At 35.5% G+C, this 24,911-nt stretch carries 25 protein-coding genes; 16 read left to right on the forward strand and 9 right to left on the reverse strand.

The window, feature by feature from the left end; all coding sequences use genetic code 11:
- Positions 1–40: 40 nt before the first annotated feature.
- Positions 41–304, forward strand: a complete 264-nt coding sequence (locus tag AACZ41_RS05440; RefSeq protein ID WP_339627700.1) for a FecR domain-containing protein — start codon at positions 41–43, stop codon at positions 302–304.
- A 224-nt stretch (positions 305–528) separates the two neighbouring features.
- Here the strand turns inward: AACZ41_RS05440 and AACZ41_RS05445 are convergent, their stop codons facing one another.
- Positions 529–1,137: a hypothetical protein gene (locus AACZ41_RS05445; protein WP_339627339.1), complete on the reverse strand. Its 609-nt coding sequence runs from the start codon at positions 1,135–1,137 to the stop codon at positions 529–531.
- Positions 1,138–1,391: 254 nt separating this feature from the next.
- Between AACZ41_RS05445 and AACZ41_RS05450 the strand changes: the two genes are divergently transcribed.
- The 12 genes from AACZ41_RS05450 to AACZ41_RS05505 all read left to right on the forward strand — a co-directional run bounded on the left by AACZ41_RS05450 (position 1,392) and on the right by AACZ41_RS05505 (position 14,811).
- A complete protein-coding gene (locus AACZ41_RS05450) occupies positions 1,392–2,072 on the forward strand; it encodes a CPBP family intramembrane glutamic endopeptidase (RefSeq protein ID WP_339627340.1) in 681 nt (226 codons plus the stop codon).
- Positions 2,073–2,129: 57 nt separating this feature from the next.
- The gene (locus tag AACZ41_RS05455) at positions 2,130–2,984 is read left to right on the forward strand and encodes a type II CAAX endopeptidase family protein (protein ID WP_339627341.1); all 855 of its coding nucleotides are present in this window, start codon (positions 2,130–2,132) and stop codon (positions 2,982–2,984) included.
- A 12-nt stretch (positions 2,985–2,996) separates the two neighbouring features.
- Positions 2,997–4,727: a hypothetical protein gene (locus AACZ41_RS05460; RefSeq protein WP_339627342.1), complete on the forward strand. Its 1,731-nt coding sequence runs from the start codon at positions 2,997–2,999 to the stop codon at positions 4,725–4,727.
- A gap of 4 nt (positions 4,728–4,731) precedes the next feature.
- Positions 4,732–5,766: a serine hydrolase domain-containing protein gene (locus AACZ41_RS05465; protein WP_339627343.1), complete on the forward strand. Its 1,035-nt coding sequence runs from the start codon at positions 4,732–4,734 to the stop codon at positions 5,764–5,766.
- A gap of 1 nt (position 5,767) precedes the next feature.
- Complete coding sequence (locus AACZ41_RS05470) at positions 5,768–6,493, forward strand: NAD(P)-binding oxidoreductase (protein ID WP_339627344.1); 726 nt, start codon at positions 5,768–5,770, stop codon at positions 6,491–6,493.
- An 844-nt stretch (positions 6,494–7,337) separates the two neighbouring features.
- Positions 7,338–8,048, forward strand: a complete 711-nt coding sequence (locus AACZ41_RS05475; protein WP_339627345.1) for a protein-L-isoaspartate(D-aspartate) O-methyltransferase — start codon at positions 7,338–7,340, stop codon at positions 8,046–8,048.
- A gap of 14 nt (positions 8,049–8,062) precedes the next feature.
- Positions 8,063–9,214: a methionine adenosyltransferase gene (locus tag AACZ41_RS05480; protein WP_339627346.1), complete on the forward strand. Its 1,152-nt coding sequence runs from the start codon at positions 8,063–8,065 to the stop codon at positions 9,212–9,214.
- Positions 9,215–9,238: 24 nt separating this feature from the next.
- Positions 9,239–10,069, forward strand: a complete 831-nt coding sequence (locus AACZ41_RS05485; protein ID WP_339627347.1) for a CheR family methyltransferase — start codon at positions 9,239–9,241, stop codon at positions 10,067–10,069.
- Entirely contained in the window at positions 10,056–11,354 is a 1,299-nt protein-coding gene (locus AACZ41_RS05490; RefSeq protein ID WP_339627348.1) for an amino acid permease, read from the forward strand. The genes AACZ41_RS05485 and AACZ41_RS05490 overlap by 14 nt, the downstream gene beginning before the upstream one ends.
- A 732-nt stretch (positions 11,355–12,086) precedes the next feature.
- Positions 12,087–13,292: a hypothetical protein gene (locus AACZ41_RS05495; RefSeq protein ID WP_339627349.1), complete on the forward strand. Its 1,206-nt coding sequence runs from the start codon at positions 12,087–12,089 to the stop codon at positions 13,290–13,292.
- A 230-nt stretch (positions 13,293–13,522) separates the two neighbouring features.
- A complete protein-coding gene (locus AACZ41_RS05500) occupies positions 13,523–13,663 on the forward strand; it encodes a hypothetical protein (protein ID WP_339627350.1) in 141 nt (46 codons plus the stop codon).
- Positions 13,664–14,334: 671 nt separating this feature from the next.
- A complete protein-coding gene (locus AACZ41_RS05505; protein WP_339627351.1) occupies positions 14,335–14,811 on the forward strand; it encodes an FKBP-type peptidyl-prolyl cis-trans isomerase in 477 nt (158 codons plus the stop codon).
- Here AACZ41_RS05505 and AACZ41_RS05510 read toward each other — a convergent pair.
- From AACZ41_RS05510 to AACZ41_RS05530, 5 genes are all read right to left on the reverse strand, one after another.
- A complete protein-coding gene (locus tag AACZ41_RS05510) occupies positions 14,795–16,054 on the reverse strand; it encodes a hypothetical protein (protein ID WP_339627352.1) in 1,260 nt (419 codons plus the stop codon). The genes AACZ41_RS05505 and AACZ41_RS05510 overlap by 17 nt on opposite strands.
- Positions 16,054–16,563 carry a TlpA disulfide reductase family protein gene (locus AACZ41_RS05515; RefSeq protein ID WP_339627353.1) on the reverse strand — a complete coding sequence of 170 codons (510 nt, stop codon included), beginning with the start codon at positions 16,561–16,563 and terminating at the stop codon, positions 16,054–16,056. The genes AACZ41_RS05510 and AACZ41_RS05515 overlap by 1 nt, the downstream gene beginning before the upstream one ends.
- A 17-nt stretch (positions 16,564–16,580) precedes the next feature.
- Positions 16,581–17,477, reverse strand: a complete 897-nt coding sequence (locus tag AACZ41_RS05520) for a DUF1080 domain-containing protein (protein WP_339627354.1) — start codon at positions 17,475–17,477, stop codon at positions 16,581–16,583.
- A 163-nt stretch (positions 17,478–17,640) separates the two neighbouring features.
- Positions 17,641–18,069 (reverse strand): peptidylprolyl isomerase, encoded by a 429-nt coding sequence (locus AACZ41_RS05525; protein ID WP_339627355.1) that lies wholly within the window; start codon positions 18,067–18,069, stop codon positions 17,641–17,643.
- A 284-nt stretch (positions 18,070–18,353) separates the two neighbouring features.
- Positions 18,354–19,607, reverse strand: coding sequence for a S8 family serine peptidase (locus AACZ41_RS05530; RefSeq protein WP_339627356.1), 1,254 nt, complete (start codon positions 19,605–19,607; stop codon positions 18,354–18,356).
- Between the two features lie 305 nt (positions 19,608–19,912).
- Here AACZ41_RS05530 and AACZ41_RS05535 point away from each other — a divergent pair, with 305 nt between their 5' ends.
- Positions 19,913–21,421: a biopolymer transporter TolR gene (locus tag AACZ41_RS05535; RefSeq protein WP_339627357.1), complete on the forward strand. Its 1,509-nt coding sequence runs from the start codon at positions 19,913–19,915 to the stop codon at positions 21,419–21,421.
- A gap of 18 nt (positions 21,422–21,439) precedes the next feature.
- Here the strand turns inward: AACZ41_RS05535 and AACZ41_RS05540 are convergent, their stop codons facing one another.
- Positions 21,440–21,988, reverse strand: coding sequence for a DUF4251 domain-containing protein (locus tag AACZ41_RS05540; RefSeq protein ID WP_339627358.1), 549 nt, complete (start codon positions 21,986–21,988; stop codon positions 21,440–21,442).
- 348 nt (positions 21,989–22,336) lie between these two features.
- Complete coding sequence (locus AACZ41_RS05545) at positions 22,337–22,669, reverse strand: hypothetical protein (protein WP_339627359.1); 333 nt, start codon at positions 22,667–22,669, stop codon at positions 22,337–22,339.
- Positions 22,670–22,902: 233 nt separating this feature from the next.
- On the opposite strand from AACZ41_RS05545, the gene AACZ41_RS05550 reads away from it, so the two are divergent.
- On the forward strand, positions 22,903–23,205 hold the full coding sequence (locus AACZ41_RS05550; protein ID WP_339627360.1) for an HPF/RaiA family ribosome-associated protein: 303 nt from the start codon (positions 22,903–22,905) through the stop codon (positions 23,203–23,205).
- 18 nt (positions 23,206–23,223) lie between these two features.
- Here AACZ41_RS05550 and AACZ41_RS05555 read toward each other — a convergent pair whose 3' ends face one another.
- Positions 23,224–23,565, reverse strand: a complete 342-nt coding sequence (locus AACZ41_RS05555) for a hypothetical protein (protein ID WP_339627361.1) — start codon at positions 23,563–23,565, stop codon at positions 23,224–23,226.
- Between the two features lie 399 nt (positions 23,566–23,964).
- Between AACZ41_RS05555 and AACZ41_RS05560 the strand changes: the two genes are divergently transcribed.
- Positions 23,965–24,903, forward strand: coding sequence for a TerC family protein (locus AACZ41_RS05560; protein ID WP_339627362.1), 939 nt, complete (start codon positions 23,965–23,967; stop codon positions 24,901–24,903).
- Positions 24,904–24,911: the final 8 nt, after the last annotated feature.

Genomic DNA, 24,911 nt, shown 5'->3' on the forward strand with positions numbered 1-24,911 from the left:
TTACGAAGCGATAATACTTCCCCATGGTTCTTAAGTATACCTGAAGAACAACAGTTACATTTCATACCAAGAAGACTTTAATCCACGCACCGTCAACCTGAGCGTGGAAGCGTTCTTTATTGAAACAACCAATGAAGCTATCTTCACCATGGCAACAGCTCATGGTAATATCGAGTTTTTGGGCACGGAATTCAATATAAAGACAATTTCAGATCAGGTGGCCGTCGATGTGAAAAATGGCTTGGTCCAATTGAAGACAAAATACAAAAAGGGTAAAGTCAAAAAAGCAATAAAGGCCGTTTAAAAAGATAGCGAGCAGGCGGTTTAGAAAAGGAAATCAAATAAAGAATACCGAAAATGGATGTACTCGTTGGAAAAAGACTTCATAGCGATCGGTAAACAATTATACCTGCGCTAAAGGAAATCGGTAACGATTTCTAAAAAGCCCGAAAAAAGATTGGCGGGGAGTTCAAAAACTAATCTCCGTTTTAGGGATTGGTACCATTTACAAAGTCTACAATTATATTCTTATTTTTTACTACAAAATTCGTTGTAGTAGGTAACCACATCTATAGGATTTTTAATGCTATTGTTATTTATTTTTTTTACTAAGTTGGGACAATCAAAAAAATAACGGGTAAGTCTTTTCTTCTTTAAGCCAAACAATCCTTGAGTAGCGCGTTCAAACTTATTTTCACCGTCCCGTTTAAAAAGTTCGAAATAGTCTAAATAAAAATTATCATCTTGAATGTATTCTTTGGCATAGCAACTCAATTCTCCCTTTACTAACACTTTTAAAAAGACCTTTTCCCCATAACCTCCACGATTAAAATAATGAAACCTTAAAAATTCAGTTTCTTCTTTATACCATAAAGATTCAAAACTATATATTCCTTTTTTGTAGCCTTTAATATCATAAGCGCTGTACCGATCGGTTTTTTTATTTTCTTGTCTAAACCTTATTTTATTGAATAATTTATCATCAGTTCTATCTTTAATGTTTCCATAAATAGTATCATTATTATTTAAAATAATATATCCAGGTTCATATTCATTTTGTGCGTTTATAGTAGTTGCCAACAATAGCAGTAGAAATCCAAAATAAGATGACCATTTTATTTTTATGGTGTTGAACATATCACTTTTTGTTATAAGGGTTTCAACATACCGTTCAAAATATATTCCAAAGTTGAACTGAACTATTTTTATTCGTTAAATGGTTCCTTTTAAAGGTGTATCATACGCTATCCACAAGTTTTAATTGATTCTCAGCACTTGTGGACTTATTATGCGACCCTACTAAAAAATCTGAAGGTTTATTAATAACCGAAGGAGAATACTTTCAAGTATTGGCAAACGGAGAAAAAAAGCAATTATGAAAACACATAAAAATGAAAGCTCAACTTTTTAATTATTTAGTAAAGCCCTATTCGGTTGTAGTTGTAATTTTAATTGCAACATTACTATCACTTCAAGACAGGAATTTAGGTTACTTCTTTGGCTTAGGCGTTGTATTTTTCACCGTATGGCAAAAAAAATGGGATTGGTCTTATGTTGGAATTGGGCAAAAATTAAACCTAAAAACCATTATAAATAGTACTTGGATATCAATTTTATTCTTTTTTGTACCGGGAATAATAGATACCATTTTACAATATTATCTTGGAAATCATGATTTAAGTTCTCTAAATGATACTAGAGGAGATTTTGGTAGTTATGCCATAATGATGGTTATCATGTGGGTTTTTGCTGCATTCGGGGAAGAGGTTCTTTTTCATGGGTATTATATGCAACGTTTTGCCAAATTGTTTGGAGATACAAAAAAAGTATGGATACTTTCAGGTATATTAATTGCTGTTTATTTTGGGATTTCACATGGCTACCAAGGATTATCAGGAATAATAGGAGTTGGAATAGGAAGCTTATTCTTTGCTTTGTTGTACTACAAAAATAAAAGTAATTTATTGTTATTAGTTTTAATACATGGTATTTATGACTCCATTTGGCTTACACTTATTTATTTAAATATAGACAGTGTGGTGAACGAATGGTTTCAACAGTTACTTTTTTAAATCTATAAAAATGTAACAAGTTTAATGCCATCTCGTCATTAAATAAAATAACTAATTATGACAAAATCAATAGAAAATAAAAAACAAACCTGGATAACAATCTTTATATTTCTTGGGCTCCTAATTGCTCTTACTTCACCATTTCATTATGCCATAGTAAATTTATATCCATCAAGAATCTATGTTGGAGCTATCATGTGGTGTCCTGCAATAGCGGCATTTATCACCTTAAAACTAAGAGGTCGTAAAATTTCTTCTCTAAATTGGAATTGGGGAAATTGGAAATATATCCGATTCTCTTATTTTATTCCTGCCTTATATGGCATAATCACATATGTCTTAATCTGGATTTTCGGATTTGGAGGTTTGTCCAACAAAGAAGCAATTACTGATTGGGGTGCAGAACTGGGTTTGTTTGGCATAGGAACTTTAAATCCAACAGCGATAACAATCATAGCTATTATTTTATTAGGCACTGTTGAAGTGATAAGAGCTTCTGCAACAACTTTAGGAGAAGAAATAGGTTGGCGAGGATTTTTTATCTATGAATTAAGAAAAGTATTATCTTTTACTGGGGTATCAATTTTTAGCGGAATTATATGGGCTGCTTGGCATTGGCCGCTTCTTGTTTACTATAGTAACAATATGCTATTGGAATTTATAACATTCTTTATCGCAATTATTTCTATGTCCTTTATTATGGCCTACTATACTTTTAAATCTAAAAGTCTATGGCCAGCAGTACTATTTCACGCCGTGAGCAATGTATATATTCAAAAAATAATGCCCCCTCTAACAATGAAAATTGAAGGAACCGAACATTGGCTTGGCGAAAACGGAATTATGTTTGCCATTGTTACCAGTGTTTTCGGAATTTACTTTTGGTATAAAGGAATTAAAGAAAAAATATAAAAAGAGGCAAGTATGAAGAATAAGTCGATAATATCCTCAAGTATTTTATTAGTAATCATGCTATGTGTGTACAGTGCTTTTTCTCAAGCAGCAACTCATATTGTTCAAGATCCCCTTGAATATTTTAATAACAGAACTAAGGCCATCTCTCTCGCCAGAAGCGGAAATTGGCAACAGTTAATTCCTATTACAGAAAGCCTCACCCGACAATATCAGAAAGATGGAGATCTTTTCTATGTATTGGGACTTGCATATTATGAAACCGAGCAATATCAAAAGGCCATAACGGCTTTGACCAACACCTTAGGTTTGGGTGGTACTGTTTTAAATAATATACCAACAGGCTCCGCTCCATCAAATGATATTATGATAAAAATTGCAATGGCATATGCTTTGGGTGGTGATAAATCAAATGCCATGACCTGGCTGGAAAAGGGTTTTGAAGCTCGTTATGATGAAAAGCCTTTTTTGAAAGACGACCCTGCATTTAAAACTTTTAACAAGGATAACGCTTTCCTAAAACTATTTGGCTATTGTGATGAAGTAGATTTAACTAGAGAAAAAGCCTGGCGTTGTGATATAGATTATCTCGCAAAACGAGTTATCGAATTACATTACAGTCCTTACCACCATACCTCTAAGGCCAATTTTGATCAATTAATTTTAGAACTAAAATTGAATATAGATACTATTTCAGATGAGCAAATTGTTGTAGAACTAATGAAGATTTTTGGGAGTCTTGGCAATGGTCATAATTTAATTATTCCAACATCTCCTCAAAAGGGTGCATTGAAACGGCTTCCGGTTCAATTTTATCAGTTTAATGATGGACTATTTATTGTTGGTACGGAGATAGGCTTTGAAAAATGGATTGGGTATAAAGTGGAAAATATTGAAGGTACACCTATTGAAAAAGCATTACGAAAAACCCAAGTGGTGAACTCTAGGGATAACGATATGCAGACACTTTGGTTAGGCCCGTACTATTTGAGTTTACCAGACGTACTTGAAGGCTTAGGGATTGTAAAAACAGCGAATGAAGTAACACTATCTTTAAGTGATTCCAAAGGAGTATCCCAAGAAGTAACAATGAATCCAATAGACTGGAACTTCGCTGGTTTCCCGAAATTACCACAACGTATGATGGATACGCAACCTTTGTTTCTGTCAAAAATAAATGACCCTTATTGGTATACATTTTTGCAGGATGGTACTATTATTTATATCCAATTTAATACGGTTACAAATAAGGAAAACCAATCTCTAGAGGATTTCAATATTGAATTACGCGGTCAAATAGTACAAAGTAAAGCGCATAATTTGGTTTTAGATTTACGACATAATCATGGAGGTGATGGCTCTTTGCTGCCCCCAATACTAAAAACTTTGGAAAGCTTTGAGATTATGAACCCAGATGGGAAGGTCTTTGTTATAATAGGACGAGAAACCTTTTCTGCGGGACATAACTTACTAACGGAAATCACTAAAAACATAAATCCGATTCTGGTTGGCGAACCCAGTGGGTCAAAGCCTAACCATATTGGAGAATCTGGATGGTTTCGGTTACCATACTCTGGAGTAATGGGATTGGTTTCCACACAGTTCCATCAGGATTCAAAGCCAGAAGATAATAGAAAATGGATTGCTCCACATATTCCTATTAGCCTATCATCGACAGATTACTTTAACGGGAATGACAGGGCATTGAATACGATAATGGAAGTAATTAAAGATTCAAAATAAGAAAATGATAAAAAACAAGAAAGCCAAATGGACAGTACGCATTTTGCTACTTGTAGGAACCTTAATTTCACTATATTTTGTTCCATGGTTATTGGTAAAAGCGTGGATAGTACCACTACCGGATACGGTTCAAGAACAAATGGATGAAGCCATTGATCATGGATTTGACGGAATAATTGTCTATATAGACCAAACCGGTAAACCACCTCAGTTTTATGCTTCTGGCTGGCACGAACGAGAATCCAAGATACACGCCAAACCTGACGCACTGTTTAAGATTGCCAGTATTAGCAAGCTATACGATGCTGTGGCTGTTACCAAACTGGTAAATGAGGGACGGCTTTCCCTAGATAAAACCATCGCGGATTATTTACCGGAGCTTGTGGGAAGAATTGAAAACGCAGAGAAAATTACGTTGAGGTCGATGATACAGCATAGAAGTGGAATCCCCAACTTCACGGACACTCCAAATTTCTGGGCAGCTCCAACACAAAGCTATGAAGAGAGTCTTGCATTGATACTGGACAAACCTGCAAACTTTGAACCCGGTGAAGATTATGAATATTGCAATACCAATTATCTTTTAATCAATAAGATAATGGATGATGTTTTGAGATATCCTAATTTTCAATTTATACGTGAAGAAATTTTAAAGCCGCTAAATCTTAACCACACCTACAGTTCGCTCAGTGAAGTGAATTTGGACAATGTGATGAGCGGCTATCACGTTGGACATCCTTTTGATTTGAAGGAAGATGAACATGGCATGTTGGCAACAGCGCAAGACGTAGGTACTTTCCTTAGGGCATTAAATGATGGATCATTGTTTAAACAAGGTGAACAGAAAATATATACTTCTATTTATGAATACGAACATGCAGGTTGGGTGCCAGGATATCAAAGTTTTGCAAAATACCACAAAGACCTTGATGCTGTTGTTATCGAGTTCTACAGCACAACCGATCCTAAACTGTACAATTGGAACCTGTCTGAAATCATAAATAATAGAATTGTCAAAATATTAAAAAATCAAAAGTAAAATGAAAGTATTAGTAGTCGGTGCAAGTGGCGCCACAGGAAGGCAATTAGTAAATCAGCTTCTTATTCAAGGAAATGAGGTTAAAGTAATTGTTCGTTCCACACAAAATATATCAGAATCCTGGAAAGATAATACCAAGGTACAAATAATAACAGCAAGCGTATTAGAATTAAGTGACGAAGAAATGAGCAACCACGTTTCAGGATGTGATTCTGTGGCATCCTGCCTTGGACACAATTTAACTTGGAAAGGGGTGTATGGTCAACCAAGAAAACTTGTAACAGATGCTACTCGACGTCTTTGCAAAGCAATTAAAAGTAATAAGCCAAATCGTCCAGTTAAATATGTTTTAATGAACACTTCTGGAAACAGCAATCGAGATTTAAAAGAACCTATTTCATTTGCTCAAAAATGTGTTATTGGTCTTCTTAGATTGTTGTTACCACCCCATGTAGATAATGAAAAAGCAGCAGATTATTTAAGGACTGTAATGGGTCAAAATGACAAGCATATTGAGTGGGTGGCTGTTAGACCAGATGGCTTAATTGACAAAAACGAAGTTACTGAATACGAGATATATCCATCCCCGATTAGAAGTGCAATTTTTAATGCAGGTAAAGTGAGTCGTATAAATGTGGCTCACTTTATGGCAAGTTTAATCACTGATGAAAGCTTATGGAATACATGGAAAGGACAAATGCCAGTAATTTATAGCTCATCCCTTTAAGATTTAAGCTTGGACATCATAAAACTTTGGCTAAAACAATTAGGTGAGTTAAGCGACCATATTTTAGGGGTTTAGTAACTATTTTTCTTGGTATTCCTGTGTTTTAAGGCATTTTCTTTAGTAATCTTGGTTAGTTTACAATGTTTCCTAAAATATAGCGTAACGAACCGTTAATTGTTTCCAAAGTTTTATGCAGTCTTGATTTTTTTGTTTCGCCTACGCATCGTCTCGCTCAAAGTACACTTTGCCGTATCAAGAAAAAAAGATACATGAAACCTTTAGAAGTTCTACAGTTTAAAAAGTTTAATGACCCTGTTCATAATTTGCTTAAAAGGAAAAAGGTTGAGGGATATTATAAATAATAGAATTATGACTTACGTTTTTGTTTCGATCTTTACAGTATAATGGCAGCCGCATCACCTTTCTTGATTAGTACTTCAGCCACTGGCTAGACTACCAATGCAAAATGCACTATAATGTCTTGCGTTATGACACTTTGCTTGGGTACGGCATAAAAATATAAGGTCTGGGAGACCTTATATTTTTTTGAGCGAGTTGGCGCGCTGGCGTATTTGGCACTTCACTTTCTTTAAATTTTTCTTCTTAAATGTTTCTCTACAATGTTAATGGAACACTTTTTATGCGACGACGTAGGAAGGAAGCATAATGTGTGTGAAATGGAAATTTCATTTAATTTAAAAGCTAGTTTTAAGATGTCTTTTTCAGAAATAATATCAAACTTTTAAATTATGATACAAGTCATTTCTAAAGTCTCCTTTATAATCTAATTTAAAATATTTAAAAATCTAATTCGCTGGTACATCAACGAATATACATTTGAGAAGTGAAAAATATTATTACTGCCATAGCATGTATTGTCTTCATGATTGGTTTTGGCCAAGAGGATTACACGGCCAAAAGAGAGCAAATGGTAAAAACGCAGCTAAAAGCTAGAGGAATAAAAGACGCTGCTACGCTTTTGGCGATGCAAAACGTTCCTCGGCATCTTTTTGTTCCCGAAAACATGAAGCCATATGCCTATACAGATGGTGCACTACCTATAGGTGATGGGCAAACCATTTCCCAACCGTATATCGTTGCTTTTATGACCGAGGCACTGCAGTTAAAAGAAAGTGATAAGGTATTAGAAATAGGCACAGGTTCCGGATATCAAGTAGCCATTCTGGCAAAGATCGTAGATTCTGTATATACTATTGAAATTGTAAAGAACTTGGCCTTAAAAGCCAAAGACCGATTACAAGAGTTAGGCTATGCCAATGTTAATGTAAAATGGGGTGACGGTTATCACGGCTGGCCAGCAAAAGCGCCTTTTGATGCTATTATCGTCACAGCAGGTGCCGACAGCATTCCCCAACCCTTAATAGACCAATTGAAGATTGGTGGAAGGATGATCATACCTGTAGGGCCGTATAATTACCTGAGCCATTTGGTATTGGTTACAAAAAAGAAAAATAAGATTACCAAGAAAAAATTATTACCTGTGCGATTTGTACCCTTTATCAGGGATAAGAAGCCTGGTGGTGGTGACAAATAATATGAAAAAATATTATGGCAAATAACATTATCATAGGAAGTATTATCGATGATTCTGTTGAGATGGCCGAACGAAAGGGCATTGGTCATCCCGACACGATATGCGATGAGATCACCGAGCAAATTTCAAGAGAACTTTGTCAGTATTATTTAAAAGAATTTGGTGCCATCATGCACCATAATGTTGATAAGGCCCTTTTAGTTGGAGGGCAATCGAAGCCTGCCTATAAAGGAGGAAAAGTAATTCAACCTATTTCGCTGATCATTGCCGGAAGGGCTACGGCTCAAATAAAAGATAAAAAAATTCCTGTTGAAGAAATTGCAATTGAAACCGCAAAAAAGTGGATACAAAAAAATATCCGACATCTGGATGCTGCAAAAGATATTAAGATTACTTCTAACATACGTCCGGGAAGTGCAGATTTGGTCGAGTTGTTTAAGCGCTTCGGTAAAGGTGAAATTCCATTGGCCAATGACACCTCATTTGGCGCTGGTTTCTACCCTAAAACCCCTTTGGAAGAGACCATCATTATGATTGATACTTTGTTAAATGACCCAACTACAAAAATTCAATTTCCCTTTATTGGGGAAGACACCAAGGTCATGGGTGTTAAAGAATATTCAAAAAGGTATTTTACCATTGCTATGGCCATGATCGATACCTATATCACTGATTTGAGTGATTATATCAGCAAAAAGGAAGCAGTAAAAGAATATATCATCCATAGTTTGGAGTTATCTGATGCCGAAGTATACATCAATACGGCCGATGATTATAATCGCGAAAGCATCTATCTTACCGTTACAGGTACAAGTGCCGAACATGGTGATGACGGACAAGTAGGAAGAGGAAATAGGATCAATGGATTAATTACGCCTTATCATCCGATGAGTCTGGAAGCCACGTCTGGCAAAAACCCACTAAATCACACAGGTAAAATATACAATTACTTTGCCATGGACCTCAGTCGTGCGATTGTAGAAAGTAATTTTGCCGATTATGCCCGTGTCTTTATCGTATCGCAAATTGGCAAACCCATAGATGAGCCACAACTCTTACATTTTCAACTAAAAAACAAGAATGCCGATAACAAAACCATTGAAAGTTTTGCCAAAGAAAAACTTAAGGACCTTTCTAAATATTGGAATCGAATATTATACCAATAGGTATTAGCTATAAAGAACTGTATCATGAAACATGATTGCGGTATATTTTTACAATGGGCGCTTCCAATAATGAAGATGCGGTGGGCAGGTTTTAGAAAAGTCCACAAGCAGGTGTGCAAACGGATCAGGCAACGCATGAAATTATTGGGCTTACAAGACTTTGAGGCATATAAACAATGGCTAATTACCCACGATTCAGAATGGAACAAATTAGACAATATGTGTAGAATTACCATTTCCAGATTTTATCGTGATTGGGCGGTTTTTGATTATTTGAAGGATGATATATTGCAGCGACTAGCACAGCAGGCAGTATATAAAAAACGTACACTTCGTTGTTGGTCAGCTGGTTGTGCTTCTGGAGAAGAGCCATATACACTTTCGTTGATCTGGTATTTTGTATTAAAAGAAAAGTTTCCTGAATTAGATTTTCAGATTATTGCAACAGATGTTGATGCGAAATTATTGGATCGTGCAAAAACAGGCTGTTATACATATGGTAGCTTAAAAGGATTACCTAAGCAGTGGTTGCCCGAAGCTTTTACCAAAACCGAAAATGATTATTGTATTCATTCATCCTTTGGAAAAAATATTGAATGGCTGAAACAAGATATTCGTAAATCTTTCCCAGAAGGTAGGTTTGATCTTTTGCTCTGCAGAAACCTGGTTGCTACCTATTTTGAACCTGAACTTCAGGTAAAAATTTTTAATCAAATGAAATCTGCTTTAAGACCTGGTGGATTTTTAGTGTTGGGATGCCACGAAAAATTACCGAATGGATTAGATGGTTTTTCTACTACAGTAGAAAAGTTGAACATGTATCAAATGATCGACAACAAAAATGACCAAGTCTAATTCCATAGGATTTTTTACTGCTACGGCTATCGTTATAGCGAATATGATAGGTGCAGGTATTTTCACCAGTTTGGGCTTTCAATTAGTAGATACCACAAATACCTGGTCTATCATTATTCTATGGTCATTAGGTGCTTTGATGGCAATATGTGGTGCTTTGAGCTATGCGGAACTTGGAGCTTACTGGCAACGATCGGGTGGGGAATACCATTTCCTTTCTAAAGCATTTCATCCTGTTTTAGGGTATTTATCGGGATGGGTTTCGCTGACTATTGGATTTTCTGCACCTATAGCACTGTCCGGTATGGCTTTAGGGAAATATGTTGCACCCTATATCGAAGTTTCCAGTATGGTTTTGGCTATAGCAACTATTTTGATCATCAGTTTTCTTCATTCGCTAAGCATTAAAAGAAGTAGTACACTACAAAATACCACGACCTTACTAAAGGTATTACTTATTTTGTTATTCATCTATTTTGGGGTCACAAAGACTCCTGTAACATCTGCATATCTATGGGATCAAAGCTGGAAAGGGGAACTTATCCTGCCTGCCTTTGCGGTATCCTTCGTATATGTAACATTTTCTTATTCAGGATGGAATGCAGCGGCTTACATTGTTGACGAAATCCGAGAGCCTCATAAAAGTTTACCAAAAGCATTGATTGTAGGAACTGTGGCGGTGAGCTTGCTTTACCTATTGTTAAACTTCGTGTTCTTAAAACAAAATCCTCTGGAAGCCATCAGGGGACAACTGGAAATTGGGCAGATTACAGCCATTTCTCTTTTCGGTGAAAAAGGAGGGGAACTTATTAGTTTCGCCATTGCTTTGATGATTATATCAAGTATAAGCGCAATGGTATGGGCAGGCCCTAGGGTAACACAGGTCATGGCCGAGGATCATCGATTATGGAAATGGTTTTCAAAAAAAACAAAAAACAAGGTTCCTTTACGCGCCATTTGGCTACAAACTGCAATAACACTTATATTTTTATTTACTGGCACTTTTGAACAGGTAATGATCTACAGCGGTTTTGTACTGCAATTGTTTGCGGCTTTGGCGGTGGTAGGAGTATTTGTTGTGAGGCGAAAGAATACAACAAAAAAAGGCTTCAGAAGTCCTCTTTTTCCTCTTCCGCAAATTATCTTTCTGGTCCTGAGTTTATGGGTACTGGGGTACTTGCTATTTGCCCAACCGTTAGAAACCGGTCTAGGGCTTCTTAACCTGATATTAGGCTTTTTGGTATATAAATTCGATAGTTTTTATAGTAAAACATTGTCTAAATAAATCTTAATCCGTGAGAATCGTGTGTTTGAATTTTTAATTACCTAGAAGTAAGCTTACACGATCATTAGAACTTCTAATTATTTTAACGTTGATTCATCTAAAGGATAATCAAACATTAAAAGTGTACTTAATTACGATTGCTTATGCGTTCCGCAAATTAACTTTTACATAATTACTTTGTTATAAAACTCTTACAGGGCTTATAACGTAACTATGTAAAATAGCGCTGAAATGCGCTATTCCCTTATTCGCTATAAATGTACTATAATGTTCCGCGTTATGTAACTTGAGCTTTGGTTACGGCATAAAAATAAGGATTGAGAATCTTTCTTTTTTGAGCGCGATGGTGCACGGATTAAGTTGTTACCATCTTGAATGTTTTTTTCTTTCTAAAAACTTCCTAAAAATATAATGAAATCGAAGAATGAGATTAGGCGCTAGCCAAATCACATTCTAGGTTCATGAATACCTTTAAAAAACAATAAACAATGAATGAACAAACACCTCTTTTCTAAAAACATTCGATTTTGTAAGAAAAGGTGTGTGAAATGATAATAAAACCTCATAGATTCTATGGTTTTCCTAGTAAAATTCTATTGATTATTTTTATAATTTACTGTACTCCAAATATTTAACTTCCTACATTTTACTTTCCCCCGAAAAAACACCTTTTAATAGGTATGCTTTTTAACAAGCTTGTTAAACACATTTAATAACCAAAAAACTATTAGTATGAGAAATGCAATCAAAATTCTTCTTTTGATAGGTTTTGTCTCTTTTCAACAATCCTATGCGTATTTTCAAGATTCTCCAAAAGATTCTTTAAAAGAAAATGAAAAAAAAACCAATACTATTACTAGAACTGCCCCTCCAACAACTGGACCCAACCAATTCTATATAGATTTTGTTGGTACAGCAAATTTACAGGCAAACCTAAGCGAAGCAAGTGACGAGGTTCAGGGAGCTGCTGGCTTGGGAGTCATTTTTGAAAGATACTTTTTGAACAAGAGTGAAGAACAAAAGGATTTGTTTTATAAGGATAAAGAACTATTTCTACAGTTAAGGCAAGAAAATAAGTTAGAAAGACAACTAAAGCGTATAAAGGGCCAAATCAAAAAAACAGGCGAAAAAATTAAAATAGAAAACAGCCCTTCTGATTTGGTGGATAGACAAAAAGAATTTGAAGAAGAGAAAAAAGAACTAGAAAATGAGAGGAGTAAAATAAGAACGGAAACGAAAAATATAACCATTGATAAGAATTTCAAAAGATTTTTTGAAAGTTTAGATATGGAAGCCTATATAAATGTGGCGTCAAGTGTTGCTTCTCAAGAAGCTGTCTTAGATGGTAGCAATGTGATTAATAAAAGGTTATTCGGTAATTATGTTTTGAATCCGGTAAGTTCGAAACAATCGGTTTTCATAAACTCCGATGTTTATTTTAATCCTGAACTTTTATGGGTAAAAGGTGGATGGATTACAAAATGGATTAGCGGTGCCAATTTCAGAATTAACGCATCAAATGTACTTTGGAATCTTGTTGATGAAGAAGTGGATAAAAGTAGATATGCAGGTGCAATGAACTTGAGGTTTGGACTTTTTCATGAATTTTTACCGAATGATAAGATTCGTGATGATAATAATCGAAGAAAGTACAGTGTACGAATTGGTCTAAACTATACATTTAGAGAGTTGACTGGTGATATTTCATCTCCAACAAACGACGTTATAAGAAATCAATTTTTGGGAACGACAGACACCAGTTTTAGTGGAATTGAACCCGCGTTTGGTTTTAGACTAAATAATATTATTGCAGAATTTTCAATGCCCATGATTGGTGGGGCAGGAAGAAATGATATCGAAGGGCTTACTGACACACAATTTCTATTCTCAATAAGGTTCGTAGGGGGCTTTAGCATTAAACTTGATAACAAAAATTAGAAAAAGCAAAGTGAACTCGAATCTTCTCAAAAGATAATGAAACCGAGGTACGAGGTTCATGAACTCCTTTAAAAACAATAAATATCTTGTGAATAAACACTTATTATACGAGGGGAGTGTAATGTGTGTGGAGTAATATTTTATTGAAAAAAATAATCGAATACGGAAAACCGTAAAACATAACATCATCATTTCTATACTTTTATAATTGAAAAGTAAAATAAAAAACAATGATGAAAATTGTAGCTATTAAGCCCGGACCAAAACCAAAAAAAGAAGATGGTACTCCAGATAAAAGAAGAAGAGTAACACCTGATAACAAACCAAAACATCCAAAATTAAAGCCTCATAAGCATAAACCAAATGATTAAAATGCTCAGGTGTTCTTATAACTTTAACTATGTACAATAAATAGTGCTGAATTGTACTATTCCCTTATTAGTTATAAATGTTCTATAATTTATATTATGTAAAATAGACTATTTGATAACTCCTCTATTGCATACACAACGGAGCCTTCTATACTTAGTTGCCAAAATCGAAACTGACACTTCTTTTCGCCGATATTTATAATCATCCACAGAATAATTATGAATACTCGCGTATGTAAAATAGTGATTTGATATTCTTAGGTAGCCATCGGTACTACTAATCAGCGATTATTGCTCTTTATGTCACCCAAACCTCAAAATTAAAAGCAAATTCCCTAGGATCACATAAAAAAATATTTTATTTTTATTTTATAAAATTATCAATTTGAACCATAGCGAAAATTTTGTTCTTCTTTCTGAACACAATACCTATTACGTGGAGTATCTTATTGGACACCTCGTTTTAGCTAATAGCATTACCGAAGCCGTTATATTCGATTCTCAGGTTCAGGCGATAAAATTTCAAAAATACCTTTATAAAAACTGTAGCGTTAAGTTTTCAGTGAACACCTTCATTCAATAGTAATTTTGCCAGTTCTTAAAATGGTTAAATAGAACTTAAATTTCTAGCTAGGTACTTAGCTAGATGACATCTTCACCAAAAAATAGTTATGAAATACACCGTATTCCTTTTTCTTATGACCCTATTGGTGTCATGTAATTCTACTGATCCTAATACCAATGCTCCGCTTCAAGAACCTTTCGATTATTCTGAAATTAATGAGCAAGATATCAATGCCTACCTTACCGCCAATGATTTAGTTTCAGTAAAAACGGAATCCGGCTTACACTATATCATTGAAAATCAAGGTGATGGCGCTAAACCAAACGCTTCTTCTAATGTAACGGTGGCCTACAAAGGATATTTTCTAAACGGTACTGTTTTTGACGAAAGTTCCGCTGAAGGTCTAAATATTGGACTTAACCAGGTTATTAAAGGTTGGACAGAAGGAATCTCCTTATTTAATGAAGGTGGCAACGGAATTTTGTTGGTGCCAGCACACTTAGGTTACGGTAGTTTCGATTATAGCACCATACCTGGTGGTTCCGTTTTGGTATTCGATATCAGCCTTATTTCGGTGAATTAAACGTAAACGCGTCTACCGGCATCTTTGCTGTTTGTATTTTAGACGTTGATGCAGATTGCTCCGTCCAGGCAAAATAAAGGGTTTCTTCAACAATTTCCATTTGAGGGAATCCTGATTTTCGAGAACCGTCCAGTTCAGCTATAACTTGTTTATTAGAAACGGTACCATCTGTGGTTACAATCATGGCATTAAAAATAGCCAGTGTATCTTTCGATTCCATCCAACTTACGACTGCCTTATCTTGATCCATCCAAAGGACATCTACCCTGCCCATAACCATGCCTTCTGCGATGAGTATAGGTTCTTGAAAATTCGCTCCACCATCGTTTGAAAATATAACATTTACTTTCGGGTTGTTTTCTGCTCCTGTAAACCAAGCAACGACAACCTCATTGCCCAAAGCCGCTACTTTTGGTCCGTTTACCGGGCATCCTTTTATTTGCCAATTATCTTCATGTATTACTTTAGGTGCTGTCCAATTTCCATCTACCAAACGAACGATACCGATATCACGAATTTCCTCTTCTGAGCGATCTCGATAAACAACTATAGGTCCGTTATCGGTGATGACCGAAGCGGTCTGGCAACAATCGCACGTTCGCGTATCCAATTCATACTCTTGCAACATCTTTCCTGTGGTAGATACGACCCCTGCCCTTAAGGTCATTGCATCCCGCTCCCCTACTTCATTTTTTTCGGTATTTCTGCCATCGAGCCAATTCACAAAAAAGTCGTTGTTATACGGTACTACACTGACAAAACCATGTTCTGTTGGTGTACCATCGGTATGTAACTGCATATCGGTTTTCCATTCGGTAGCTCCTGTTGGCCTTACGTTCATTTTAACATCATAAGAATACGTGCCTACAGTAGATTTCTTTAATATGTGTGACCATAGACTACCATTATTCTCGGTAATCATAGGGTAATCTGCCCAATTAACGAACCAATCGCTACCGCTTAGTATGGCCTGCGGTTTTTGCCATTCACCATCTACTAATTCAGCATAGTACATGGTATGTACTGTGTCACCTGTGGTTTCTACCCATGACAGTAGCGCAACGTCTTTATTCGACATTAAATGCGGTAAAGAGCTCGATTCACCTGCTGGTGAAACCATCGCTTGAACTACGGAAACATTAGTTTCTGGTATATCTTGTTTTGTTTCCTGCTTGGCTTCTGGTTTACAACCGATAACGGATAATATTACAGCTAAAGTATAGAAATAGGATGTTGAGCGCATTACTGTATTTTTCTTAGTTTTTCAATCATTTCCGGACTATCCCATGCCATTCCACCATCAAAGCGCGATACCTGCTCCCCTGCTTCATTATATACCAAAGTAACGGGTAAGGCATTTATTTTTTGTTGGGCATAAGCACCATTGTACTTAATGTATTTAAAATCGAATCCTCGGGCTTCTTTAAAAGCTACTATTTTCTTCAAAGATTGGTCTGAAGCGAACAAAAACACATAGTTCTCTTCCTCTAAAATGCCTTGTAATTTCAATAAATCAGGCATTTCTTCAATACAGGGTCGACACCATGTAGCCCAATAATTTAAGAGTATACGTTTTCCCCTATAATCGGTCAATTCAACAGGGTTACCATCTAAATCTTCATATAATGATATTGAGGCTTTTTCTACTTCAATTGTCGAAGATTCAGTCGCTGTTTTTTGTTCTTCTTTTAATTCTTTGCAGCCTAATATTGATATGCTCAAGACTAAAAAAAGTACGATTCGTTTCTGCATTGGTATTTGTAATTTTTCTATTCGTAAATACACGTAGTATTATCTGCTTTTACATAGTAAGACTTATAATTCTTGGCCTTTTCATCCATACAACCACAAAGATTCAGTACTTCTATATTCTTAAAATCGATGGGATGGGTTTCTGCCTGAATCGAGATATAACCTTCTTTTAATGGTTTACCTTCTACATACGCACTTTCTTTATAACCAGATATGCCGCCGCCGCCAATAGTAGGCGATTTAAATTCTAGAACTACTTCCTTTTCCATAATATGCTGCACAAGAGAATCTCCCAGAACCAAGGCTTCCGCAGTAACCCACTGGTCACCGTGGTAGGTTTTTGAGGTGGAGTTGACACAATGCGGGGTAAACAGGCTATCGTTCATAACCACATTGGTGCCCGGTGTGCACAAATTGGCCGTGGTTCGTTCATGGGTGCCATCACCTCCCAAAAGTTGATACTCTAAAGAAATTGGAAAATCTTGGTCTAAACCCAACGTTGCAGGTTCTTGACAATGTAACATAAGACCATTATTGCGAAAGGCCCAAGCGGGACCGTTAGTCATTTGCTCCCCAACAAACCGATACGTTGCTCGTAGTTTATAATGTGAGAATTTCTGTTTATAATATAGATGTCCGAAATTTCCATTAAAGGTATCTGTCTTAGCATATCTGACACTTAAAAGGCTATCCTTATAAACAAACCTATTGTTATGGTTAACCCCAAGTTTGTATCCCGCAAATTTTGGAGTCCAGTCATCATAATTGGCCCCATTAAACAAAGCGACCCATTCTTCTTGTTCCACTACTTTAGGCTGTTCTGCGCAAGACAGGCAAAATAGAATCAATAATAGCATAATTGCAGAATGCGCATACGCTTTAAAAATAAAAATGGCATTTTTTAGAATGGTCATATCAGTATATTTTTTATATAAATAAGTAGTGATAACGATATAATATATTACAATTATAGGTTATCCACTAATTTATAATATTATACGAACTTACCTTAAATCAAATATCAAAGCAAAAAAAACCACCCTATTAAGGGTGGTTTTTCTATAAAAAATATTCTATTTATTTAATCTCAACCAACTCTAACTCGAAAGTTAGATCTTCGCCGGCCAAAGGATGATTTGCATCTACTACAATTTCATCTTCTTTTATTTCTGCAACGCGAAGTTGTTTTTCACTACCATCAGCGTTCGTAGCCATAAGTGCCATATCGACCTCTACTTTTAAATCTTCTGGTAAATCTGATTTTTTTACGGATTGAAAAAGTTCTTTACGCTTTTCGCCGTAAGCTTCTTCCTTAGCAATAACGATAGTCTTTTTCTCGTTCGGTTGCATATCGATCAAACCTTTTTCAAAACCAGGTATTAAACTTCCTTGTCCTAATTTTACTTCTAAAGGTTCTCTATTTACCGAACTATCGAACACTTGTCCATCACTTAATTTACCTGTGTAATGTACTCGTACTAAATCATCTGCTTTTACTTTGCTCATACTATTAAATTCTACTAGTTTAACTTAATTGAGCCACAAAGGTATTATTCTCAATACCCAATAACGAATTATAGGGCAAAACCTTCGCTTTTTAGGCTTCCTTTAACGTAAACCTGAACGAAAACCACTGAATATTAAAAATTTTACTGGATTTCAGTATTTTGAAACCTTCCCTTGTAGCAATTTCACAATAGTTAAATTTTAATATAGAAGTAACCGCAATCCTTATTAAATAAAAAGGAGGTCTTACGACCTCCTTTAAAGTTTAAATATTTAAATATCAATTAGTTTACACCTATCGAATCAGCATTACCATCTGGATCTCCACTTACGTTTCCATCATTAGAAATACTGCCCCAAAGCAATAATCCACATGCATGCGGAGAGGCCATTGAGGTACCGCTAATAGTATTATAACCACCACCGGTCCAGGTAGATTTAATAGCTACGCCCGGCTCACAGAATTCTATGGGAGGATTACCATAATTGGAAAAAGAAGCCCACGTATCACCTTCAGCCATAGCAGAAATAGTATAAATATTGTCTCCATTGGCAGAAGCTGGTGATTTTGTAGTAGCACTTGTACTCTCATTACCTGCCGCTAAAGCAAACTTAACAACTGAGGAGGCATTTATGACCGCATCATTAAGTGCTTGCGAGAAACCGCCACCCAAACTCATATTGGCAACATCACCTGCAGATCCAAAGGCCGCAACGTGATCTACGCCAGCAATTACACCAGAATTAGAACCACTACCACGTCCGCTCAAAACTTTGACCGGAATCACGGTTGCTCCTGCGGCTACACCTAATACCCCAATGTTATTATCGATGGCAGCTACAGTACCAGCAACATGGGTACCGTGTCCGTTACCATCTGTTGCAAGATCAGCATCCTTTCCTTTTGAAAAAGCATTAAACCCACGGCTTACATTTACGTTAAGGTCTGCATGACCGGCATCGATACCACTATCGATGATCCATGCTACACCCGAACCAGTATAGGTAGCTCCACCATTTACTCTTGAAATACCCCATGGCGTTTCTTGTACATCGGATCCTCCTCCGTCTCCTCCACTTCCAGGTCCTTTTCCAGGTGGTGGTCCTAGTGTGAACATTTGATCTTTTTCTATATAGGCAACACGACTATCTTTTGCAATTTCAACTGCTTGTTCAGCATTTAAACGTGCTGAAACCCCCAATAGCGTTTTGCTATAGACATGTTCAACCACATCGCCTTTTAAATGAAGATTATTTAATATTTTCAAAGCAATATCTTTTACTTCGCCATTTGCTGCCTTATAATCAGTAGCGGCCTTAGCGCTTAAATTGCCGGTAACTTTTTTGTCGAAAACTACAATATAAGACCCTTCAATCTCATAACTACCTTGATTAAAAGTGACAGATTCTTCTGACTCTAAAATAATGTTTTGTAGGTCAAGGGTTTCATTTGGGTTTTGAGTATCATCTGTACATGAAAATAGAAGAAACCCTACACCAGCCGTTAAAGCCATACGTTTTACAAAAAAATTTTTCATATTAAATATTGGTTTTTAAGATTTACTCGAAAATAATAAAATTATGTTAATAAGAATACTATTTTTCACACTAGGTCTTAAAAAAGTTATAATTACAACTTAATTAGCGCCTTTCATTAAACATAATTTAATGTTTATCTGGTTATGATCCTAACTACTTATTATAGAAAAGCCGGTGATTATTTGTAAGAAAAGAGCCTTCAATATTCTAATGAATGTATTTTACTATTTAATTATTTAAGCTATCCCTACGTCTATAATGTTTATCTTTAAATATCTTCAAACACATCCTAATTTTTTTTATAATGAGAACAAAAATTACGAGCAGCACTTTAATTTTTTTTTTTATGACCTTAATTGGCTTTTCACAAAATAAAATCGGAATTTTTGATGGTGAAACTGCCATCGGGAATCCAAAAGTAAAGGGCTCTGCAACTTTCGATGCTAAAAACCAAACCTACACCTTAACAGGTGCCGGCACTAATATGTGGTTCGGTACCGATGAATTTCAGTATTTATGGACGACTATACAAGGTGATTTTATTCTTCGCGCTACCGTAAAGTTTAATGGTGATGGTGCTGACCCACATCGTAAAACGGGATGGATCATAAAAAACAGCCTAGATACGAATTCTGCTCATGTGAATGCAAGTACACATGGTGACGGACTTACCTCTTTACAGTACCGTAAAACGGTTGGCGGACTTACTGAAGAAGTTAAATCTAACGACCGGTCCCCCACTATTATACAATTAGAAAGACGGGGCACTACCTATATCATGTCCACTGCAAAATTTGGTGAAGAGTTTACCACTGTTGAGCTAAGCGATATGGTCCTAGACAAGGAGGTTTATGTAGGGTTATACGTCTGTTCCCATAACCCTAAAGTTTTGGAAAGTGCCACATTTAGCAATGTACGAATCGTTAAACCTGTAAGTGAAGATTATACGGCCTATCGCGATTATTTGGGCAGTAATTTAGAACTGATGGATGTAGAAACCGGACATAGGCAAATTATTTATCATTCCGCTCATTCTATACAAGCGCCCAACTGGACGGTCGATGGCAAAAAATTGATTTACAATTCTAAAGGTCATCTATACAATTATGAGCTAGAAACAAATGCCATTACTCCGCTAAATACTGGTTTTGCCGTTAATAACAATAATGACCACGTACTTACTTTTGATGGTAAGCTTTTGGGCATCAGTAATCACAATCAAAAAGATAATGGCTCTTCTGCTTTATATTACTTACCTACGGAGGGTGATTCGCTGCCCAAAATGGTAACAAAAGCTGGGGTTGGTGCATCTTACTTTCACGGCTGGTCACCAAACAATAAAGAGATGCTTTTTACGGGCAACAGAAACGGGGCATATAATATATTCTCGGTCAATGTTAAATCAGGAAAAGAGGAACAGCTCACGGATTACCCAACATTAGACGACGGACCTGAATTTAGTAAAAACGGGAAATATATTTACTTTAACTCGGTACGTTCGGGCACCATGCAGCTCTATCGCATGAAAGCTAATGGTAAAAAACAAGAACAACTGACCTTCGACGAATACAATGATTGGTTTCCGCATGTGAGTCCGGATCAAAAATGGATTGTTTTTATTTCCTTTCCTAAAGATATAAATCCGAGTGAGCACCCATTTTACAAGCATTGCATGTTACGTATTATGCCTTTTAATGGAGGAGAACCCAAAGTAATTGCCCATATTTATGGCGGTCAAGGAACCATAAATGTGCCTAGTTGGTCACCAGATAGTAAAAGAATTGCATTCGTAACCAATACTGATAGTTACTAGGAAAAGAATGAAATATGTTTACTGATTAATGTTACTTTCCAAAGCTTCAATAGCGCCTTCATAACGAATAGAATTTCGATTATTAAGGCTCACAGCCACAGTAGTAGATTTGCTCGGAAAAATAGCCATCATCACATAATAACGGTCAGATTTGTCACTGATGTTGAAACTAATAGTGTACTTGCCTTTATCGGTATCGAAGGTCTGCTCATAATCTTCGGGAATTCCGTTAAACTCTATTCCGGTTGCCGATCCATAACCACCGCCAAATTGACGTTCACCATAGTAAGGTAAATTAGCTGAAACACTATCACCAAAAACTTTTAAGTAATTAGGGTTTCCGGCCAAATTAATACGTGAAATAGTACTTCCCGGTGGTATAAGTCCCGAATTAGCTATGGAATTCATACTCTGAGTAACCATTGGGCTTGCCCAATCGGCAGTAAACTCGAAAGATCTTGATGAAATTAATGAATGAATCGGGTGGGTATCGCTGATACTGTTTTTAGCAGAAGAACAACTAAACAATATACTTAATACGATAAAAGAAGCAACTATTGTTTTCATAGGTCATATACTATTAACTGTCTTTTAATCAACTAAAACTATGCCAAATCCTCAAAATTTTTATTGATATATATCATCTTCAAATTAGGTATTGACCAAAAGGGTTTTTTGAAATTTATCCGTATGAGATTCTTTTTAAATCCGCTTAATCATGTGCAGGCGTTTTTATGCAGATAGGTTAAGCGTATCTAATGCCTAAATCTTGCTCAATAATGCTTTGCGCTTTTGTACCTGTACTGTTTCATAGTTAGATTCAGACTAAAACATAAATAATAGGTTCTTCTTCAATCTCAAGCTTAACATTTTTGGATGCAGAATTTGAAATAATTGATAGGCTAACGACCAAGTTCACCTGTTAAGCGATTGTTGAACAGATTTTCTAGATTTGTTGGTATACTCTATAACATCACTTTCAAGTTCAGCCGTTTCCTTTATATGAAAATTTACCAATTGGTACTGCTCCGGCAAAAGTTCATTGGTTAATTTTAAATAGTCCAATAAGGTCTCGTTTGCAGCTGCCAGTTTCCTTATTTTATCTTTCAGATACGCTTTAGTCTCAAAAAGCGCCATGGTCGAAGGTTCATATAAGTAGCAGTCAATTCGGGTTCTAAAATATTGAAGCGTATTATAACAACGTTCCAGTTTACCTAAACATTTAGATTTGTCATGTTCATTTTCCATCGGGCAAGGTTTTAAAAAATGAATATGTTGGAAATTTATTTCAAATTAAAATAAGAAGTTTAAATATGAGCTATGCTTGTTATAGTTTAACTAAACTTTAATTTAGTGATGCCTTAGGTAACAATTTAGAAACAAAACGATTAGTAGTTGTTAACTCAAAAAAGCTTTCTATTTAAGCTTTTTTTGTTGTTAGGACGGTTTGAAATGAGTATCTTAATCTAAACTTTGAACCTATGAATATCAATTTTGAATACGACGATGTAAAAGCAAGCAACCGATTGGAAATTATGGCTGCCCAAAAATTAGGAAAATTATTGGATAAGTTTGATTTTATAGTAAAATCCGATGTTTTTTTCAAGACTGAAAATACTTCATCACCTGACACAGGTATGGTATGTAATATACGCTTAAGTGCCCCTGGACCGCGTTTATTCGCTCAATCTTCTACAGGAAGTTTCGAAGCCTCCATAGCTTCATCGGTAGAAGACTTACAAAGACAGTTAGAGAAACGAAAAGCCAAAATGCAATCTCATTAGACTACATTTTAACGAGGTTTAATCTTCAAGATTATTATCGGATTTAGTTTCACTTGCAATAACATTTTGAATTTTTTCAGAAAACGGATTGCGCTTTAATTCTTCAATTAAGCGCTTTCTTTTTTTATCGGATATGTCAAGTGAATCCAATATCTCCCTTGTTCGATATTGAAATGCAATTCTGCTTTGCTTTAACGCTATACGTTCAGAAACAGATAGTACATAATCAGACTCAAATTGGTTAAGAAGTGTTCTCTTCTTAATTTTAGCATTAATGGTATCTATATCTTGTGCAAAAGTAGTGTTCATACCTAATAATAGGCATACAAAAACACCACCCAAAAAGGTTCGTTTTTTCATTTCAACAGTTGTTCTATTAGAAATGTAGCACTATAATTTTAAACTATCAATATCTATGTTGTTAAGTTGTTATTAATCGATAGAACTGAACAGGTTATCCAATGAAATAATTTATAATTCTTCTAAACTTTCCTTCCATAAAACTTTACTTAAAATTATTTTTTAAATACGTTTAAACCATAGATCATCAGTTTGATAATACCTAGGTGTCACTTGGCTAATTAAATTTCTTATATATACTATTATAAGATTTCCAATTGATACAAAAGCTTTATACTATTGTAAAATTATTGGTAAAATTTGTTAGGTTAAAATATTGATTATCAATCCGTAAACATTTTGATAAATTAAAATTCTAAATGTCAAAATTTAATACCTTTGCACTTCCAAAAAAATGATATGATAGTCTGGATTGTTTTTATTGCCTTTGTACTTGTTTTTCTTGCTTTAGACCTTGGTGTGTTCCACAAAAATGACCATGTTATAAAATCAAAAGAAGCTGGTATTTGGACTGTAATTTGGATTACCGTAGCTTTTAGCTTTAGTGGTGTTATCTATTGGTTGTTCAATTCTGGAATAGTTGATAACCCAACCGGACTCACACCTAACAACGCAGTTTTAAAATACATAACAGGGTATTTAATAGAACTTTCCTTAAGTGTCGACAATATTTTTGTCATCGCAGTAATCTTCAGTTCATTCAAGATTCCCCCTTTGTATCAGCATAGGGTATTATTCTGGGGAATTTTAGGAGCTATTGTTTTTAGAGCTTTAATGATTTTCTTCGGGGTTGCATTGATTACCAAATTTGAATGGATCATTTACATTTTCGGTATTTTCTTATTGTATACCGCATTTAATATGCTGAAAGGTGATGAGGCCGATTTTGACCCTAAGAACTCTTTTGTCTTTAAAATGATTAAAAAAATCTACCCTGTATCGTCAAACATGAACGGTCATGATTTTTTCGTAAAAACAAAGGATGTCAATGCCGCTACTCCCCTATTTGTTGCGCTTATAGTAATAGAACTAACCGATATTCTATTTGCTTTGGATAGCATACCAGCCATATTAGCGATTACCGCCGACCCTTTTATCGTATTTACCTCAAATATTTTGGCGATTTTAGGTTTACGATCAATGTATTTCTTAATCTCACGAATGTTGGAGAAATTTAGGTACATCAACTATAGTCTCGTTGTAATACTTGCTTTTGTGGGATTAAAAATGCTTTTCTCCCATTATATAGAATTACCAGAGTGGGTTTCTTTAGCCGTTATATCAGTAGCTTTGGCTTCAGGGGTATTAGCTTCGTTGTTCATTAAAGAAAGAGAATAAGGAAATTC

Source organism: uncultured Maribacter sp. (assembly GCF_963974015.1).
GTDB lineage: Bacteria > Bacteroidota > Bacteroidia > Flavobacteriales > Flavobacteriaceae > Maribacter.